At 28.1% G+C, this 18,104-nt stretch carries 15 protein-coding genes; 3 read left to right on the top strand and 12 right to left on the bottom strand.

Annotated elements, in window-relative coordinates; all coding sequences use genetic code 11:
* Positions 1–29: 29 nt before the first annotated feature.
* The 11 genes from IC173_RS02130 to IC173_RS02080 all read right to left on the bottom strand — a co-directional run bounded on the left by IC173_RS02130 (position 30) and on the right by IC173_RS02080 (position 10,943).
* Complete coding sequence (locus IC173_RS02130; RefSeq protein WP_227432849.1) at positions 30–761, bottom strand: ABC transporter ATP-binding protein; 732 nt, start codon at positions 759–761, stop codon at positions 30–32.
* Positions 754–1,524: an ABC transporter permease gene (locus tag IC173_RS02125; protein WP_227482321.1), complete on the bottom strand. Its 771-nt coding sequence runs from the start codon at positions 1,522–1,524 to the stop codon at positions 754–756. The genes IC173_RS02130 and IC173_RS02125 overlap by 8 nt, the downstream gene beginning before the upstream one ends.
* An 88-nt stretch (positions 1,525–1,612) precedes the next feature.
* Entirely contained in the window at positions 1,613–2,323 is a 711-nt protein-coding gene (locus tag IC173_RS02120; protein WP_227432847.1) for an AIM24 family protein, read from the bottom strand.
* Positions 2,324–2,503: 180 nt separating this feature from the next.
* Positions 2,504–2,656: a FeoB-associated Cys-rich membrane protein gene (locus IC173_RS02115; protein WP_227432846.1), complete on the bottom strand. Its 153-nt coding sequence runs from the start codon at positions 2,654–2,656 to the stop codon at positions 2,504–2,506.
* 25 nt (positions 2,657–2,681) lie between these two features.
* Positions 2,682–4,838: a ferrous iron transport protein B gene (gene feoB / locus IC173_RS02110; RefSeq protein WP_227855094.1), complete on the bottom strand. Its 2,157-nt coding sequence runs from the start codon at positions 4,836–4,838 to the stop codon at positions 2,682–2,684.
* A gap of 99 nt (positions 4,839–4,937) precedes the next feature.
* The gene (locus tag IC173_RS02105; RefSeq protein ID WP_227432844.1) at positions 4,938–5,159 is read right to left on the bottom strand and encodes a FeoA family protein; all 222 of its coding nucleotides are present in this window, start codon (positions 5,157–5,159) and stop codon (positions 4,938–4,940) included.
* A gap of 12 nt (positions 5,160–5,171) precedes the next feature.
* Positions 5,172–5,381, bottom strand: coding sequence for a FeoA family protein (locus IC173_RS02100; RefSeq protein WP_227432843.1), 210 nt, complete (start codon positions 5,379–5,381; stop codon positions 5,172–5,174).
* Between the two features lie 510 nt (positions 5,382–5,891).
* Positions 5,892–6,503, bottom strand: coding sequence for a dienelactone hydrolase family protein (locus tag IC173_RS02095; protein ID WP_227855093.1), 612 nt, complete (start codon positions 6,501–6,503; stop codon positions 5,892–5,894).
* Positions 6,504–6,667: 164 nt separating this feature from the next.
* Positions 6,668–7,213, bottom strand: a complete 546-nt coding sequence (locus tag IC173_RS02090) for an NADH peroxidase (RefSeq protein ID WP_107594844.1) — start codon at positions 7,211–7,213, stop codon at positions 6,668–6,670.
* 118 nt (positions 7,214–7,331) lie between these two features.
* The gene (locus IC173_RS02085) at positions 7,332–9,155 is read right to left on the bottom strand and encodes an ABC transporter ATP-binding protein (RefSeq protein WP_227432841.1); all 1,824 of its coding nucleotides are present in this window, start codon (positions 9,153–9,155) and stop codon (positions 7,332–7,334) included.
* Between the two features lie 12 nt (positions 9,156–9,167).
* Positions 9,168–10,943 carry an ABC transporter ATP-binding protein gene (locus IC173_RS02080; RefSeq protein WP_227432840.1) on the bottom strand — a complete coding sequence of 592 codons (1,776 nt, stop codon included), beginning with the start codon at positions 10,941–10,943 and terminating at the stop codon, positions 9,168–9,170.
* A gap of 291 nt (positions 10,944–11,234) precedes the next feature.
* On the opposite strand from IC173_RS02080, the gene IC173_RS02075 reads away from it, so the two are divergent.
* Both IC173_RS02075 and IC173_RS02070 read left to right on the top strand, forming a co-directional pair.
* Complete coding sequence (locus IC173_RS02075; RefSeq protein ID WP_227432838.1) at positions 11,235–13,463, top strand: YhgE/Pip domain-containing protein; 2,229 nt, start codon at positions 11,235–11,237, stop codon at positions 13,461–13,463.
* Between the two features lie 200 nt (positions 13,464–13,663).
* Positions 13,664–14,233: a TetR/AcrR family transcriptional regulator gene (locus IC173_RS02070; protein ID WP_227432836.1), complete on the top strand. Its 570-nt coding sequence runs from the start codon at positions 13,664–13,666 to the stop codon at positions 14,231–14,233.
* 303 nt (positions 14,234–14,536) lie between these two features.
* Here the strand turns inward: IC173_RS02070 and IC173_RS02065 are convergent, their stop codons facing one another.
* Positions 14,537–14,836 carry a rhodanese-like domain-containing protein gene (locus IC173_RS02065; RefSeq protein ID WP_227482318.1) on the bottom strand — a complete coding sequence of 100 codons (300 nt, stop codon included), beginning with the start codon at positions 14,834–14,836 and terminating at the stop codon, positions 14,537–14,539.
* 207 nt (positions 14,837–15,043) lie between these two features.
* Between IC173_RS02065 and IC173_RS02060 the strand changes: the two genes are divergently transcribed.
* Positions 15,044–18,088, top strand: a complete 3,045-nt coding sequence (locus tag IC173_RS02060; protein WP_227855092.1) for a serine hydrolase — start codon at positions 15,044–15,046, stop codon at positions 18,086–18,088.
* Positions 18,089–18,104 lie beyond the last annotated feature (16 nt).

Raw genomic sequence — 18,104 nt, 5'->3', positions numbered from 1 at the left:
GCTAAAATTTTTTTGTTTCTCTTAATCACTTAAAACTCCCCCAATTCCCTTAATATTTCTTTTTTTAAGCTTATATAATAGCTTTTAGTTAAATCTCTATTATATTCATCTTCGACACTAAATTGTTTAATCCCTTTATTTTTACTAAAAACAATTATTTTCTTTGCTATTTCCATAGCTTCTTCTATATTATGAGTTACAAATACTACCCCTTTTTTAGTATTTTTATGGATATTTACTACTTCTTTTTGCATTTTTCTTCTTGTAAAATAATCTAATGCTGCAAATGGCTCATCCATCAATAGAATATCTGGGTTAAAAGAAAGAGCTCTTGCAATACTTACCCTGTGAGCCATTCCTCCTGATAACTCATTTGGATATGAGTTCTTAAACTTTTCAAGTTTCATCATCTTTAAATATCTATCTAAATCAACTTTATTTCTATTATTTTTTTCAGTATGTAAAAGTATATTTTCACTTACATTTAGCCATGGCATTAGTCTACTTTCTTGAAAAACAACTCCTACTTTTGGGATACACTTTTTATCATTATTAAAAAAATATACATTTCCACTAGTAGTACTTTCAAGACCTGCTAAAATTCTAAGCAAGGTTGTCTTCCCACAGCCACTTTCCCCTAGTATAACCGTTATTTCTTCGCTAGATATACTTAATGATATATCATCAAGCACTAAATGTTCTTTATTATCAACTAAATACTTTTTATGTATATTCTCTAATAAAAATCCATTTCTAACCATTTAAATCAACCTGCTTCCCTTTACTAAATTTTGCTATTGCCATTGAAAATAGATAATCTGAAAGTATACCTAAAAAACCAATAACAAAAATTCCAACCAGTACAATATCAGTTCTTGACATATCCTTACCGTCAGAAATCAAGTATCCTAAACCTGAAGAAGCCGCAATAAGTTCTGCACCAATTATAGCTCTAAAGCTATACCCAAGACCTAAACTAAGTCCAACAACAATATCTAACATAGAATTAGGAATTATTATTTTGCAAAAAATTCTTTTCTTAGATAAATTAAAAGACTTGCCTACTTCAATTAATTTACTGTCACAATTTTTTATCCCTTTTAGTGTATTTAAAAATATTGGAAAAAACGATGCTAAAACTATAATTATAATTTTAGACTCTTCACCTATACCAAACCATAAAATCAGCATAGGTATTAAGGCTAGTGGAGGTGTACTTCTCATAAATTCAAATAGTGGCTTGAAATATTCATACATTTTTTTATTTACACCAAACACGATTCCAAGTGGTATTGCTATCAATGAACTTATTAAAAAACCTATAAATATCCTCTTCACACTAGCATAAACATTTAAAAAAATAGAACCATCATTTATCATTTTTATAAAAGTTTCCAAAACTCTTTCAGGCGGAGGCAAAATATAGCTACTCCATATACCTAAAACACATACAATTTTCCATAAAATTAAGATTAGTAAGAAAATGTAATATCCTTTAAACTTTCTATGAATTCTCTCCAGCATCTAATACTCCTTTTTAATATACCTACCCCTGCTACCCTTTTTATTCTTTAAATATATTTTAAGCTACAATTAAAATTCACTATAAAAATTAATCTATGCCAATTCTTACTCCACCTGACCTCATTCTGTCAGAAGGTGTTGCATCTGTATTCAAGCTAGACAATCTTTCAGATGGTTGTATAATAACAATTTGACCATGCTCAACAAACTCCATATGATAAGATTCCCCTGAAGTCTGACCAACAAAAGTTTTCCATGATAGTTTTGCTACTTTAGGATATGGTTCCCTTCCAGTCCATGCTACTAACGCATCTGGGTCGACACAACAAGGCCCTTCAAGTATTAGAGGGTTCCCATCTGTTATTATGGCAATATCTTGATTTTGACTTGTTTTATTTATTAAATGTGTAGTAAAAAGTCCTTTTTGAGATATTACTCCTGAACCAATTAATTTTACACTATAATCTAGTTGTTCTGAAAATGCTAATAAGTTTTCACTCTCAACACAAATCGAGTCACCTGGGTCAATTGATATTACATCTACATGATAAGCATTTTGCGCTAGGTAAATTTCACCTTCACCTTCAACAACCATTATTGGCATTTGTTCTCCTGTCAATGACCTTTGAACATGTCCTAGCAATGCTCTACCTAAACCACCACCATTATTTGGGCCTAATATTAATTTTTCAAAGTTAAAATTTCCTTTAAATGCTACCATAGCACCTTTTTTAGCAAAAAATTTACCACTTCCTCTTGCTATACACATAAGTTCATTTGTTACATCAAATTTAAACATAATAAACATTTATATTGCTGTATTTAGCAATAATCCCTCCTAATCATATATTTGTCTATAATTATACAGTAAAAATATAATATAGTCTAATTGACTTCAAATATGAAATTTATTATTTATATATAAAATAAGAGCCTGATAAAAAGTTTAACTTACTTTATTATCAGACTCTTATTTTATCTATCTTTTAGTATCATGGCAACTCTTACTACTTGAGCATCCAGAACAACCACATCCACAACTACTGCCATTCTTTTTCTTGTTATTAACCATATGCATCACAGCCAATGCCATTAATACTACCACAATAGCTGCTATAATAAATGTAGCCATAATCATCACTCCTTATTTATATGAACTAATTTTTCATATAGCTCAAATTACCAATTTTATCTTTTTTTATTGTTCGATTTGAATAAGTTAAAACCCCAAATACTACAGCTATTGCTATAACTATAGATATTATTGCCCCAGCAATACTTCCACTAGTTCCTAAAAGTACACTTCCAACTTGATTGATAAGAAGAGCAACTATATAAGCTGTTAAAGTTTGGAACCCTAATGTAATCCATGTCCATTTCCATGAACCCATTTCTCTTTTTATAGCACCAATAGCTGCAAAACAAGGTGCACAAAGCATGTTAAATGCCATAAATGAAAATGCACTGACTACTGTAAACATACTTGCAACTGAACCAAGAAGTGTTGGGTCTTGTTCTGTTGCATCTGATATACCAAATAAAACGCCAAATGTTCCAACTACATTCTCTTTTGCTACTAGACCTGTAACTGTTGCTACTGATGATTGCCAGTTTCCAAATCCAAGAGGTGCAAATATTGGTGCAACTATATTTCCTAGACTAGCCAATATACTATCTCCTGCATCTACCATTTGTAGTGACCAGTTAAATGATTGTAAGAACCATATTACTCCACAAGCAACAAATATAATTGTACCTGCTTTGATTATAAATGCTTTTCCTCTATCCCACATATGAATTAAAACTCCTTTTGCACTAGGAACATGATATTGAGGTAGTTCCATAACAAATGGAGATGGTTCTCCAACAAATAAAGAAGTTCTTTTTAATATAATTCCACAAACAATTATCATTACAATTCCTAAGAAATACATTGATGGTGCTACCCATGAAGCCCCTCCAAACAGTGCTCCTGCAAATAAAGCTATTATTGGAATCTTAGCTCCACATGGAATAAATGTAGTTAACATGATAGTCATTTTTCTATCTCTGTCATTTTCTATAGTACGAGTTGACATAACACCAGGAACTCCACAACCTGAACTTATAAGCATCGGTATAAATGACTTTCCTGAAAGACCAAACTTACGGAATATTCTATCCATTATAAAAGCCACACGTGACATGTATCCACAATCTTCAAGTATTGATAATAGCAAAAATAAAAGCATGATTTGTGGTACAAATCCTAATACAGCTCCAACTCCACCAATTAAGCCATCAACTACAAGACCTTGTAACCAATCAGCTACATTTACGGAAGCTAGGAAATTACTTACATTACCTTGAATAATTTCTCCAAACAATACATCATTTGTCCAATCAGTTGCTATAGCACCCAATGAACTTACTGCTATGTAGTAAACTCCCCACATTATAAGTGCAAAAATAGGTAGTGCTAATATACGGTTTGTTACAAACTTATCTATTTTATCTGAAACAGTTTCTTTACCATTTCTATTTTTCTTTATTATGCTTGAAATTATTGAACTAATAAATTCATAACGATTTGCTGTGATTATACTTTCACTATCATCATCCAATTCATCTTCACAATTTCTAGTTATCTCTTCTATGTCATTTAATATTACTTTAGAAATATCAAGCTTTTGTATAACATTTTCATCTCTTTCAAATAACTTTATAGCTAACCAACGTGTTTCCATATCTATATATGGAGTTTTTTCCTCTATTATCTTTTCGATTTTTTCTATTGCTCCTTTGCTTTCATCAACAAAAGGTAACTTAAAATCTAATTTATTGTTACCACTTGCAATTTCAATTGCTTTTTGAGCAGCTTCCATAATTCCTTGCCCTTTAACAGCTGTTACTTCTACTACAGGGCAACCTATAACCTCTGATAATTTTTTAATATTTATCTTATCTCCATTTTTCTTAACAACGTCCATCATGTTAAGAGCTATAACAGTAGGTATACCTAATTCCAAAACCTGAGTTGTTAAATATAAATTTCTCTCTATATTTGATGCATCTACAATGTTTATTACTGCATCTGGTTTATCATCAAGCATAAAATTACGTGTAACAACTTCCTCTAATGTATATGGTGATAGAGAATAAATACCTGGTAAATCTACTATTTCTACATCTTTATTTCCTTTTAATTTTCCACCTTTTTTTTCAACTGTTACTCCTGGCCAGTTACCAACATATTGTGATGAACCTGTAAGTCCATTAAACATTGTTGTCTTGCCACAATTAGGATTTCCTATGAGACCTATTTTTATTGACATTTCCATTCCCTCCATTAATATTTAGATATATAAATTATTTTTGATACAGAAAATCATTCTCACTATATAATTGCATTAACTCTACTATAATTAACTTTATTATTCCACAATAATTTTTTCTGCATCTGATTTACGAATTGATAGTTCATAATCTCTAACTGTTATTTCAATTGGGTCTCCAAGAGGAGCTACTTTTCTCACAAATACATCAACACCTCTTGTAATTCCCATGTCCATTATACGTCTTCGTGTAGCTCCTTCTCCTTCTAATTTTTTAACTTTTACAGTTTCCCCACACTTAATATCCTTTAGCTTGTTCATATTACTACCTCCCTATATTATTATTCTACTTGCCATTTTTTTATCTAATGCAATTCTAGTATCCTTTACATCTATTATTAAATTACCATCTATCTTAGAAATTATTTTAACATTTGTTCCTACTACAAATCCTATGCTATTTAAAAATGTTCTTGTCTTATCACTTCCTGAAATCTTCTTTATAACTACTTCTTCTCCTATATTTGATAATACTAATGGCATACGATATTCCTCCTTATACTAGTTTAAATTTATATGTAAACTTTTCCTTCTATTTAAATTCTAGTATCTTATTTTTAAATTGTGGTTCATTAAAATGATTACCTATTTTTTTCCTTCTTTTTACAATTCTTAATTTTGATTTAAGTCTATCATAATAGTATAGTTTTTGCAAGTGATTATTGTATTCTTTTGATTTTTTCTCTCAATTAATTTTATTCCTCATACAAATCTTATTTATCTTAACATAATTTTTATAAAATAAAGATGCTTTTAGATAGTATCTTTGACTATCTAAAAGCATCTTTATTTTTCATCTATTTTATATTTATTTATATACTTAATTCTTACTTGGAAACATTTTCATTATTACTTTCATCTTTTTCTGTAAAAATGTCTTTATCTAATTTTAAAATATCAACAAACAAATGTATTTTGACATACTCTCTTCTTCTATGTATGAGAGTGTGACAAACAAAGTTTAAATTCTATTATAAATAATTATATTCTCTATTAACTTGAATATTTAGATAGAAACTCTATTTGTTGAAGATTAAATGTTTGTGTATGAATATTGGAATAATTTTTTGAGTATGTATCAACAAAACCATGATTTGCATCTGCGATTTCAATTTGAATATTTTGTTTTTTGGCAAGAAGTTGAGAGGCAACAAACTCAACATCAAATGAATCGTATTTTGCAAATACTAATAAAACAGGACATTTTGGAATTACATCCATATAATCTCTAATTCGAGAACCATAACAGCAAATTATTCCATCACATAAGGAATTTTCACTGCATCTCCATGCAATTGTTGCACCTACACTATATCCAATAACGAATACATGCTTATATTTTAATTTTAAATCATTTATAAGTTTTTCTACTTTTTCATAGATATTAAATCCTATATTACTTATAAAAAAATTATATGCATCTTGAGCTTTTAAATAAGAAAAAACTTTCCCGCTACCCAAAAGTTCAGGGCAAAATACATCATATCCATCTTGATAGTATTTTTCACAAATATCCTTTATAAAATTGTTAACTCCATAAATTTCATGTAGCACTACAATAGCTATATTACTTTTATGTGTATACTTAATCAGTTTATCCACCACCTTTATTAAATAGTCAATATTTTTATACTTAGTTTAATGTATTCCTATATGTATGTCAATTTACTGTTTTAGAATCTAATTTACTCAAAAAGGAGTATTTCACTCATAATCTTTAAAAACCATGAATGAAATACTCCTAAAAGTTTACTTAATTTATATTAAATTTATTTTCCAAAATATCTATTTAATAATCCTAAGAATGCTTTACCATGTCTAGCTTCATCTTTACACATTTCATGTACTGTATCATGTATAGCATCTAATCCTAATTCTTTAGCTTTTTTAGCTAATTTTAATTTTCCATCAGTTGCACCATATTCAGCGTCAACTCTAACTCTTAAGTTTTCTTTTGTATCTGCAACTACAACTTCTCCAAGAAGTTCTGCAAATTTAGCAGCATGTTCTGCTTCTTCAAAAGCTATTCTCTTATAAGCTTCTCCAACTTCTGGATATCCTTCTCTATCAGCTTGTCTACTCATTGCTAAATACATTCCTACTTCTGTACACTCACCAACAAAGTTAGCTCTTAATCCTTCGATTACTTCCTCATCTACACCTTGAGCTACTCCTATTCTGTGCTCATCAGCCCAATTCTTTTCGCCTTTCATTTCTTCAAACTTATCAGCTCCAACTTTACATACTGGACATTGTGCTGGTGCAGCATCCCCTTCATGTATATATCCACATACTGTACAAACAAATTTTTTCATAATTAATTTCCTCCTAATATTTTATATATCAAATTTAATTTTTTATTTTCTAAGTTATTCTATATATACCCGTGTCATATACCTTCAAACAATTTTTTTTAAAATTTTTTATTAATTTTTAATTTCGATTTGTCAGCAGTATATTTCTGTAGTAATGACCTTTGAGTTTCATTAGCTCTTTATGATTTCCAGATTCTACAATTCGTCCATTTTCTAAAACTATTATATTGTTACAATTTGATATAGTACTTAGTCTATGAGCTATAATTATACTAGTCTTTCCATAAGTCACATTATTTATTGCATCTTGAATCTTAGCTTCAGTTGCTATATCTATATTACTCGTAGCTTCATCCAAAATAAGTATTGGTGCATTTTTTAATACCGCCCTAGCAATACTAATTAATTGTTTTTGCCCCTCACTTAAATCCTCACCCCTATCTGATAAAACAGTCTCATATCCTCCATGCATTTTAATTATAAACTTGTGTAAATTTGCTATTTTACTAGCAGATATAACCTGTTCATCAGTTGCTGTTAGGTTTCCATACCTTATATTTTCCATAACAGTGTCATTAAATATATAACTTTCTTGTGGAACTACTCCAAAATAATTTCTTAAACAATTCCTATCAACTGAATATATATCATTCCCATCTAAAAATATCTTCCCTTTTTCTACTTGATAGAAATTTGTAATCAAATTTATAATTGTCGTTTTTCCACTGCCAGTTTCTCCTATTATAGCATTTGATGTTCCAGCCTTGATTTTTAAGTTTATATCACTTAGAATATTCTTTTTTGAGTCATATGAAAAACTTACATCTTTAAATTCAATATCTCCATTTATAAAAGATTTTTTTAAATTATTATTTTTATTGTTGTAAATGTCACTTTTAGTGTTACTATTTATTTGTTCTTCTTCTTGCTCATCCATAACTTCAAAGACTCTTTCACATCCTGCTACAGCTGAAAGCAATGTATTAAATAAGTTAGCTAATTCATTTAAAGGTCTTGTAAATTGTCTTACATAACTTAAAAAACTTGCTATAACGCCTATAGTTATAACGTCTTTAGACGCAAGTACTCCACCTATAATACATATAATTGCAAATCCTATATTACTAATTACGTTCATAATAGGCATTAAAAGAGATGTATAAATCTGTGATTTAAGTGAAATACTCAAAAGCCTATCATTGATTGCTTTGAAATCACCTACAGATTTTTTCTCATAATTAAAAGCTTTTACTACATTTATATTTGATATCATTTCTTCAATATGAGAATTTAGTTTTCCTAATTCTACTTGTTGTTGCTTAAAAAAAACTCTAGTCCTCTTTGCGATGAAATTGCTTAGAAACATTACTATTGGTATTAATACGATACTGCAAAAAGTTAAAATAGGGCTTAATATAAACATCATAATGAAAGTTAGCAATATGTTCAAAATTCCTGTAATTAATTGTACTAATGAAGTTGAAATACCTGTACTAATATTATCAACATCATTTGTTACTCTACTCATAATATCTCCAGTAGGGCTCTTATCAAAGAAAGTTATTGGTAAATTCCTAAATTTTAGAAATAAATTACTTCTCATATCTCTAACTATGCTTTGAGATAATCTAGCTGTAAATATCCCCTTGAACAACTTAACTAAAAATTCAATTATATAAAATAAAAGTAAAATAAGTATTCCTTTTAAGAAAATAGACTTTGAATATATATCAATATTTATTATGTCAACTACTTTTCCAAGAGTATATGGTATTATAGTTGATATAATTGAATCAATTATTACTAGTAAAAAAATTAATCTAGTAATTTTTTTATCTTTTTTAAAGTACATAAAAACTCTTTTAAATGTTTTTTTAAAATCTTTAGGCTTTGCTTTTTTCTTTAGTCTACTCACCTTTTGATTTCCAGTACTCAAATTCAATACACTTCCTCCTTAATTTACATCTTCATTTACTAGATTTTGCAACTCAAAAATCTTTTTATAAGTTGGAGAACTAACCAGTAAATCTTCATGTGCAGCAAATCCAACCACCTCTCCCTCATCTAAAACTAAAATCTTATCACAGTCAATTATAGAACTAATTTTTTGTGAAATAGTTATAATAGTACATTTCTTGTTTTCATTTTCTCTTAAATTATTTATATAATCTTTTATATTTTTCCTTATAACTGTTTCTGTATTGATGTCCATCGCACTAAAACAATCGTCAAGAATTAATATTTGTGGTTTTTTTGCTATAGCTCTAGCTATTGTAACTCTTTGTCTTTGTCCTCCTGATAGGTTTTTACCCCTTTGAAACAAAACTTCATCATAAGAATTTTCAAGTTTTGTTATAAATTGATTTGCATTTGCTATTTCGCATGCTTTTACAACATCTTCTTTACTTATATCTTTACTTCCCATAATTATATTTTCTGATATACTCTTTCCAAACACACTGCTATTTTGAAAGACTACACCTATTTTTTCTCTTAAACTATCTTTAGATATACTGTATATGCTATGCTCTCCAATCTTAATATCTCCTTTATCAACTATATATAGTTTTTGGATTAAATTGACTAAAGAAGTCTTTCCTGAACCAGTTTGACCAATCACGCCAATATTTTGCCCTTCTTTTATTTTAAAAGATATGTCTTTTAATATCTTCTCATCTATATTTTTATTATACGAAAAATCTACATTTTCAAAAATTATATCACCATTTATAAATTCTAACTCTCTTTCTTTAGCATCTAAATCAGTATTTTTGATAATTACTTCTTCATTCTCATCAATTAGGACTTCACTTATTCTTTCATAAGAAGCTTTTGCTCTCACAAAAACATTAAAAACGTGTGAAATCATTATAAGTGATGTTAATATTCTAGTCATGTAGTTTACATAGGCAACTATAATTCCAATTTTAATTTCTCCAGAATAAATTAAATATCTCCCAATTAGCAATATTATTATTATAGCAATGTTAATAATTATTGTAATTGTTGGTCTAAAAAATGACATCATTGTTGTGGCTTTTCTACTATTTTGAAAAAGTTCATTATTTAATTCTTCAAAACGTTTATTCTCATAATCATACCTACAGAATAATTTAACTACCTTTATTCCACCTAAAAACTGTCTCAATTTTGAGTTTATCTTATCTGTACTTTCTTGTACTTTTTTAAACAACTTATATCCAATCTTCATGTTAAGCAATATTATAATAAATATAATTGAAACTGCAATTAAAATAATTATTGACATTTTTAAATTTAATTTTATCGCTATAATTAAACTTCCTATACACATAATTGGTGATTTTATAAAAACTCTCATCATTCCATGAACAAATAATTGTATCTGATTAATATCATTAGTAATTCTTGTTATTAGTGAGGCTCTACCAAATTTATCTACTTGCTTCAATGAATATGTATTTATCTTTTCAAATACATCCTGTCTTAAATCATAAGAAAAACACTGAGAAACTCTTGCTGAGATTATACTTCTTATTATTGAAAATACTGCTCCTAAAAAAGTTATACCTATCATTAATGCTCCCGTTGATAATATGTAATCTAAGTCCTTATTTGAAACCCCTATATCAATTATTTTAGCCATTATAGTTGGTTGTGCCAAATCACAAAAAGCTTCCAATGTTAAGAAAAATATTGCTGTTAAAAACAACACTATATATTTTTTTATATATTTTTTAAAATACCTCATTCAACCATCCCTTCATAGCATTTTCTAACTATTAAAAGTATATCACAATCAATAATTTAATTGATTATATCAATTATAAATATTTGATTTATTCTTAATTTTTATACTATATATTTTATAAATTATTTGTTTTTATTTCCCATATTTATATATATTTATAGCATACTATTATATATAATATATATGTATTAAAATTAAGACAAAACTTTAACTTTACTATTTGTGTAAAAAGTAATATAATTTAAAATTGATTATAAATCTAACTTTTTTATCTATTAAAATATTCAGGAGGTGAGAGATTTGAAAAAAACAAATGGTTTAAAAGAAATTTTAAACTGGAATAATATGAAAAATTTAAGACCTTCAAAGGGTTTAAAAAATATATTAGAAATTTTTAAAAATGACCTAAAAGATATACGTGGAAATTATGCAGTACTTATAATAGTTGTAGGACTTGCTTTTTTACCATCTTTATATGCTTGGTTTAACATAAAAGCATCTTGGGACCCATATGGGAGTACTGCTAATATGCTTGTAGCAGTAACAAATGAAGATAAAGGTAATGAGATAGCAGGACAGAAAATTAATATCGGAGACCAGTTAATTGAACAACTTAAAGATAATAAAAGTTTAGGTTGGCAGTTTGTAGATGAGAAAACGGCTCTTGAAGGTGTTAAAAAAGGTACTTATTATGCATCACTTAAGATTCCAAAGAATTTCACAAAAGATTTAACTTCCCTAATTACAGATGATGTCAAAAAGGGTGAACTTATCTATACAGTAAATGAAAAGATAAATGCAGTTGCACCAAAGATTACTGACAAGGGAGCTTCTGCAATACAGTTACAAGTTAATCAAACAATAATAAAGACAGTGAGTGAAATAGTTCTTGGTGTATCAAATGGAGTTGGTGCAGGAATTGAACATGGGCTTCCAAAACTAACAAAAGTTGAAAACTCTCTTATGGACCTTCAAAAAAGATTTGACCATATAAATAAAACGGTCGATTTAGCTGCTGATGCTACTTCAAAATTATCAGGTACAGTTAGAGATATTAAGGCTGATTTACCTACAATTAAAAAGACTTTAAATGATACAAAATTATTATCAAGTGATGTAAAAAAATTCTTAGAGGATACAAATAACAATGTAGATGAACTTTCTCCTCTTATAAAGTCTGATTTAAATTTAATGGTTGACCTTTCATCTTCTGCTTCTTCTCTTACATTAAATTTAATTGATGCTGTAAACAGTGGAAGTGAAGATGTACCAAAATTGATAGACAATTTATCAGAAAAGCTTTCTAACTTACAATCTTTAAATGATACTTTAGAAGATTTTTTAACTAAATTGAATCAGCTTACATCCAACAATAGACTGGATGATGTAATAAATAGCCTTGAAGATTCCAGTAATAAAATAGATTCTTCTATATCAACATTAAATGATATTAAAGATAAGGTTATATCTGGGCAACAGCCATCTATAAGTGCCTTAAATAATGTTTTAAGTTTATCAAATGGTATAGGAAGAATTAATTTAAATATTTTGAATAATTTTGACTCAAAAATATCAAAACCTATAAACAGTATATTTGAAAAAAGCATAAATGTAGCAAATGATATAATTACTGTTTTAGATAAAGCAGAAGCAAAACTTCCAAAGGTTGAAGAAATTCTTACTACTTCTTTAAGTCTTTCAGGAAATGCACAAGAAAGTATATCATTAATAAGAGAAAAACTGCCTTTGGCAAAAGGAATGTTGGATGACTTAGTTGATACTTTAAGTAAAATTAGCAATGGCGAGGATATGAAAAAATTAGTTAACTTACTTGAAAGTGATATATTGACAAAATCAAACTTTTTAAAGGAACCTGTTGAAGTAAAGACAGAAAAATTATATCCAATTGCCAACTATGGTTCTGCAATGACACCATTTTATAGTGTTCTTTCTACATGGGTAGGTATATTACTGCTTTCAGCATTATTATCTACATCTGTACATGGAAACTATAAACCTTATGAGATTTATTTTGGAAGAGGACTTACTTTTTTAAGTATAGCCCTCGTTCAAGGATTTATAATTGGAACTGGAGATATATTATTATTAGGAGTAACAGCAGAACATCCAATTTTACTAATAATTCTACTCATGTTTACTAGTATGGTGTTTAATTTTATAGTTTACTCTTTAGTGTCTGTGTTTGGAAATATAGGAAAGGCAATTGCAATAGTACTACTAGTTGTACAGATTGGTTCTTCTGGTGGTACATTCCCTATACAAGTTACACCTACATTCTTCCAAAGAATAAACCCTATAATGCCATTTACTTACGCAATAGGTGCCACAAGGGAGGCTGTTGGTGGTATATATCCTCCAAATTTAATTAAGGATGTATTAGTATTACTATTATTTATGATTTTGTTCATCTGCTTAAATGTACTTTTAAAAGGGCCTATAAATAGAGTTATAAAACCATTTAACAAAAAATTTGGTGATAGTAATTTAACTGGACATTAAACACTTGATTATATCTTTAAAAATCCTATAAAAATAATCTATAGTTTAAGTTTATATTAAAGGTAGTAGCTTCTCAGTTACTACCTTTTTCTAGTTAATAGACTATCCCTCACAATTACTTATAAATGACTGATATTCATTCATTGACTTTCAAAATCCCATATGCTATTATGTACTTGAAATCAGAAGGAGGATGCTATATGCCACGTATTACTAAAGAACCTAATGAGCGTAGACAAGAAATTTTAGATACTGCAATGAAGTTATTTTATGAAAATGGATATGAAAAAACTTCTATTACTGATATTGCAAAATATATGAATGTTGCACAAGGTTTATGTTATCGTTATTTTCCATCAAAAGAAATCTTATTTGATAGTGCTATAGATCAGTATGCACAAACTTTAGTAGATAAAATGCTATCTATACTAAACGATAAAAATAAAACATTAAAACAAATAATTGAAGAAGTACCAACATTTATTGATATAGAAACTGATGATAATCTTTATTACAAAATATGTCATGGAGAACAAAACAAAAAAATTCATGACCAGTTATCTTTAAAAGTCTGTGAAAAGCTTTTGCCAATTGTAAAAAAACAAATTGAACTAGCTCATTCGCGAGGAGAAATTGATGTTCCTGATTCCGATACAACAGCATACTTTTGTGTATACGGTCAACAAGGTATATTACTACGTAATGACATTTCTAATGATGAAAAGATAGAAAGAATTCGTTCTTTTCTAACTTATCTTATGAATATTTAAATATATACCAGCTCAATAATCAGAGATACATATATTTTACAAATACAATTTAGCATTATACTCTATCTCTTACTTCTATATCTAAAGATACACAGATTGACACTTTTTATACCACTCTGCATATCTTTAGATAAACTTGTAGTTACATTAATCCTTTGTAATTCTCTTCCTCTAAAAAATAACTATAACTTTTACATATATTCTAGCTTTATTTTCTTTAAATAAAAATATGCCTTTATAATTTATAAAAGCATATCATAAAAATTTAATATTAAATTACTTCACCTAACATAACCTAAGTATTTAATTCATATAATCAGTTATTCCAGATTTTAAGTTATACAAATGCTTAAAACCTTCCTCGACTAATAAATTACATGCTGTAACACTTCTGTGACCACTTCTACAATAAACTATTACCTTTTTATCCTTATATTCATAAATTTCATCTATATTATTAATTAACTCTTGTAAAGATATATTTATCGCATTTTCTATTTTACTTTCATTAAATTCATCTTTAGTTCTTACATCTAACAATAAAACATCTTTTTCATTTTTCATCATTTCCTTAAGTTGATTTTTATTTATAGTTTTGTACATAATTTAAGATTCCTCCATTTTATTTATATATTACTTATACCCTTTATTTTTTATCAGATAACAAAATATTGTATTTTTATTTTTCTCATATATATAAAATGTATACTTATTATAAATACACTTTTATTGAACAATAATCTGTTGATTAAAATAATTAAGAATGTTATGCTAATTATAATTATTAAAAGGGAAAAGAGGTAATTTAATATGTTTAAGCAAAGATTATGTAAGTTATTATCTAGCACATTAGTACTTAGTATGTTATTTACTGCTACTCCAAGTATTACTTTTGCTGATAATGACACAAACAATATCTCCGATAAGTATCAAAGCTCTGATATAGAGTTAAATGATTATAGTAAAGGTTCGGAGTCTTACACAAAAACTAGAGCTCTTGCTAAAGAGAAAATTCAAACTTTACTATCTAAATATGGTGCTGTAAGCGCTCAATATGCTCTAATTGATAATGGTAAAATTGAGATTTCTGGAAATGGTGGAGTATACAGCAAACAAGATAATAAAAATTTAACTAAGGATAATATGTATAATATTGCCTCTATCAGTAAAGTATTTACTACTACAGCTGTTATGAAGTTGGTTGAACAGGGAAAAGTAAATTTAGATACTCCTGTTGTAAAATATATACCTGAATTTAAGATGGCTGATGATAGATATAAAGAAATCACTCCAAGAATGTTATTAAATCACTCATCAGGGCTAATGGGAGGAAGTTTAAAAAATGCCCTTTTATTGGGAGACAATGATTCTTATAGTCATGATAATTTCTTAGAAGAATTAAAGAAACAAAGATTAAAAGCTAAGCCAGGAGCTTTTTCCGTTTATTGTAATGATGGATTTACTTTAGCTGAAATTTTAGTAGAGAAAGTATCTGGTATGTCATTTACTAATTTTCTTGATAAGTACATAAATAATCCACTTAACTTACAAAACACAAAAACTCCAGAAAATAGCTTTGATAGTTCAAAACTTGCAAAAGCCTATGTACCTTATTGGGAAGATGCAGTTCCACAAGATAACTTTAATACTATAGGTATGGGTGGCTTATATTCAAGTGCAGAAAATCTATGTACATTTGCACAAACATTTATGAAAAAATCAAATGGAATTCTTTCTCCTGCTTCAGTAAAAGCTATGGAAAATAAAGAATATTTAAATGGTCTATGGCCTGAGGGAGAAGACTCTATCCTTGGATATGGTTTAGGATGGGATTGTGTCAACACTTATCCATTTAATCAATATAATCTAAAAGCACTTACAAAAGGTGGAGATTCTTTATTATTCCATAGTAATCTTACAGTGCTTCCAGATGAAAATATGGCAGTTGCAGTTGTTTCTTCTGGTGGAAGTAGTCAACTTAACGAAGTAATCGGACAAGAAATTTTACTATCTGCACTAAAAGAAAAAGGTAAAATTAAAGAAATAAAACCTGATAAAACATTTAGTAAGCCACAACAAGTCAAAATGCCAAGTTACTTAAAAGAAAATAGTGGACTTTATGCTTCTTCAAATATGCTAAAAATCGATGTTAATGATAATGGTACTCTAACAGTATCTTCTCCATACATAGAAAATGGACCTGAAGATAAATATGTATACATAGGTCAAGATAGATTTGTATCTGAAAAAGGTAATAGTTGCCTAAAATTTGTAAAAGAAAAAAATAATATCACATATTTAAATATGAGCTCTTATGATGATGTTCCTGGATTAGGTCAGACAGCAAGTTTATACTACGTAGCTCAAAAGGTAGATGACAATGATATATCAGATAGTGTCAAAGAAGCATGGGAAAAAAGAGGTGAAAAAGGCTACTATATAGTGGATGAAAAATATAGTTCTCAACACTATATGCTTGGTTCTGTTAAAGCAATTCTTGGTGTTTCTGATAAAACTCCAGGTTTTTTAGCTAATACTAAAATAATAGATGAGAATAATTCAAATGCTTTTATAGAAATACCTGGTGTAATGGGTCGTGATTTGAGTGATATCAAACTGTATAAAGAAAATGGTACAGAATACCTAAAATTTGCAACACAAACATATGTAAGTGAAGATTCCCTAACTAATTTATCATCAGAAAAATCTTTTACATATCAAATAGATTCAAAAGGGTATGCAAAATGGTACAAAATTGGCGATGATATAGCAAATAAAAAAATAGAAGTTAATCTTCCTCAAAATTCATCTTTTGCAGTTTATGATGATAAAGGAACTCCTGTAAATTACTCTTTAGTGACAAAGAATAATAGAGTTAGATTGCCAAAAGGAGGCGTAATAGCTTTCTTAGGAAGTCCAAATGCCAAATTTGAAGTTACATACCAAGATGAAGTAAATGCAAATGAATTAACAGGAACTGATAGATATGAAACTTCTATTAAGATAAGCCAAGCAGGTTGGGAAAATGCTGAAAATGCTGTTTTAATAAATGATTCTGCAATTGCAGATGCTTTGGCTGCAACACCATTTGCATATAAAAAAGATGCTCCTATATTGTTAACTGGAAGTTCTCAAATAAATGAAAAAACTTTAGCTGAATTAAAGAGATTAAAAGTTAAAAATGTATATGTAATCGGTGGTGAAGCTTCTGTAAACGAAAAATCTTTAGATACTATAAAGTCAGATAATATGTCTGTATCTAGAATTTCAGGAAATGATAGATATGAGACTTCTTTAAATCTTGCTAAAGAATTAAAAGGAATTAGTAATGTATCAAAAATATCAGTAGTTAATGGTGAAAAAGGATTAGCAGATGCAGTAAGTATTGGTGCAGCATCAGCTCAAAATGATATGCCTATAATACTTACTAATGAAAATAGTAATATAACTGAAATAAATGATTTATTCAAAGATAAAAAAATAGATAAATCTTATATAATAGGTGGAGAATACACAGTTTCTAAAAATATAGAAAGTAAACTTAAAAATCCACAAAGAATATCAGGTAGTACTAGAAATGAAACAAATGCAAAAGTAATAAAAGAGTTTTACAAAGATTCTAATATAAATAACCTATATGTAGCTAAAAATGGAATCAATAAACAAGATGATTTAATAGATGGTTTATCTGTTGGGGTTTTAGCTGGAAAAACTAAATCTCCTGTAATACTAGTAGGAAATTTACTAGACTATAGTCAAAAAGAACTATTTAAAACTATGAGATTTAAATCAGTAACACAAATTGGTGGAAATGGAAATGAAAATTCATTTAAACAAATTAAAGAAATAGCTTAATATTTTAAAACGGGCT

Source organism: Clostridioides sp. ES-S-0048-02 (assembly GCF_020658495.1).
Lineage (GTDB): Bacteria > Bacillota > Clostridia > Peptostreptococcales > Peptostreptococcaceae > Clostridioides.
The sequence above is the reverse complement of the archived record's forward strand: the minus strand, read 5'-3'. Positions and strand labels throughout refer to the sequence as shown.

What these genes read in the sequence shown, in the direction of transcription:
- IC173_RS02120 (WP_227432847.1), bottom strand. Translation starts at nt 2,323, where the DNA reads ATGTTTAAATTTGATGTAACAAATGAACTTATGTGTATAGCAAGAGGA.
- IC173_RS02100 (WP_227432843.1), bottom strand. Translation starts at nt 5,381, where the DNA reads ATGCCATTAGTATTATCAAATATAGGAGAAGAAGTAGTTATAAAGAAG.
- IC173_RS02070 (WP_227432836.1), top strand. Translation starts at nt 13,664, where the DNA reads ATGCCACGTATTACTAAAGAACCTAATGAGCGTAGACAAGAAATTTTA.
- IC173_RS02060 (WP_227855092.1), top strand. Translation starts at nt 15,044, where the DNA reads ATGTTTAAGCAAAGATTATGTAAGTTATTATCTAGCACATTAGTACTT.
- feoB (WP_227855094.1), bottom strand. Translation starts at nt 4,838, where the DNA reads ATGTCAATAAAAATAGGTCTCATAGGAAATCCTAATTGTGGCAAGACA.
- IC173_RS02130 (WP_227432849.1), bottom strand. Translation starts at nt 761, where the DNA reads ATGGTTAGAAATGGATTTTTATTAGAGAATATACATAAAAAGTATTTA.
- IC173_RS02105 (WP_227432844.1), bottom strand. Translation starts at nt 5,159, where the DNA reads ATGAACAAGCTAAAGGATATTAAGTGTGGGGAAACTGTAAAAGTTAAA.
- IC173_RS02115 (WP_227432846.1), bottom strand. Translation starts at nt 2,656, where the DNA reads ATGGCTACATTTATTATAGCAGCTATTGTGGTAGTATTAATGGCATTG.
- IC173_RS02125 (WP_227482321.1), bottom strand. Translation starts at nt 1,524, where the DNA reads ATGCTGGAGAGAATTCATAGAAAGTTTAAAGGATATTACATTTTCTTA.
- IC173_RS02065 (WP_227482318.1), bottom strand. Translation starts at nt 14,836, where the DNA reads ATGTACAAAACTATAAATAAAAATCAACTTAAGGAAATGATGAAAAAT.
- IC173_RS02090 (WP_107594844.1), bottom strand. Translation starts at nt 7,213, where the DNA reads ATGAAAAAATTTGTTTGTACAGTATGTGGATATATACATGAAGGGGAT.
- IC173_RS02080 (WP_227432840.1), bottom strand. Translation starts at nt 10,943, where the DNA reads ATGAGGTATTTTAAAAAATATATAAAAAAATATATAGTGTTGTTTTTA.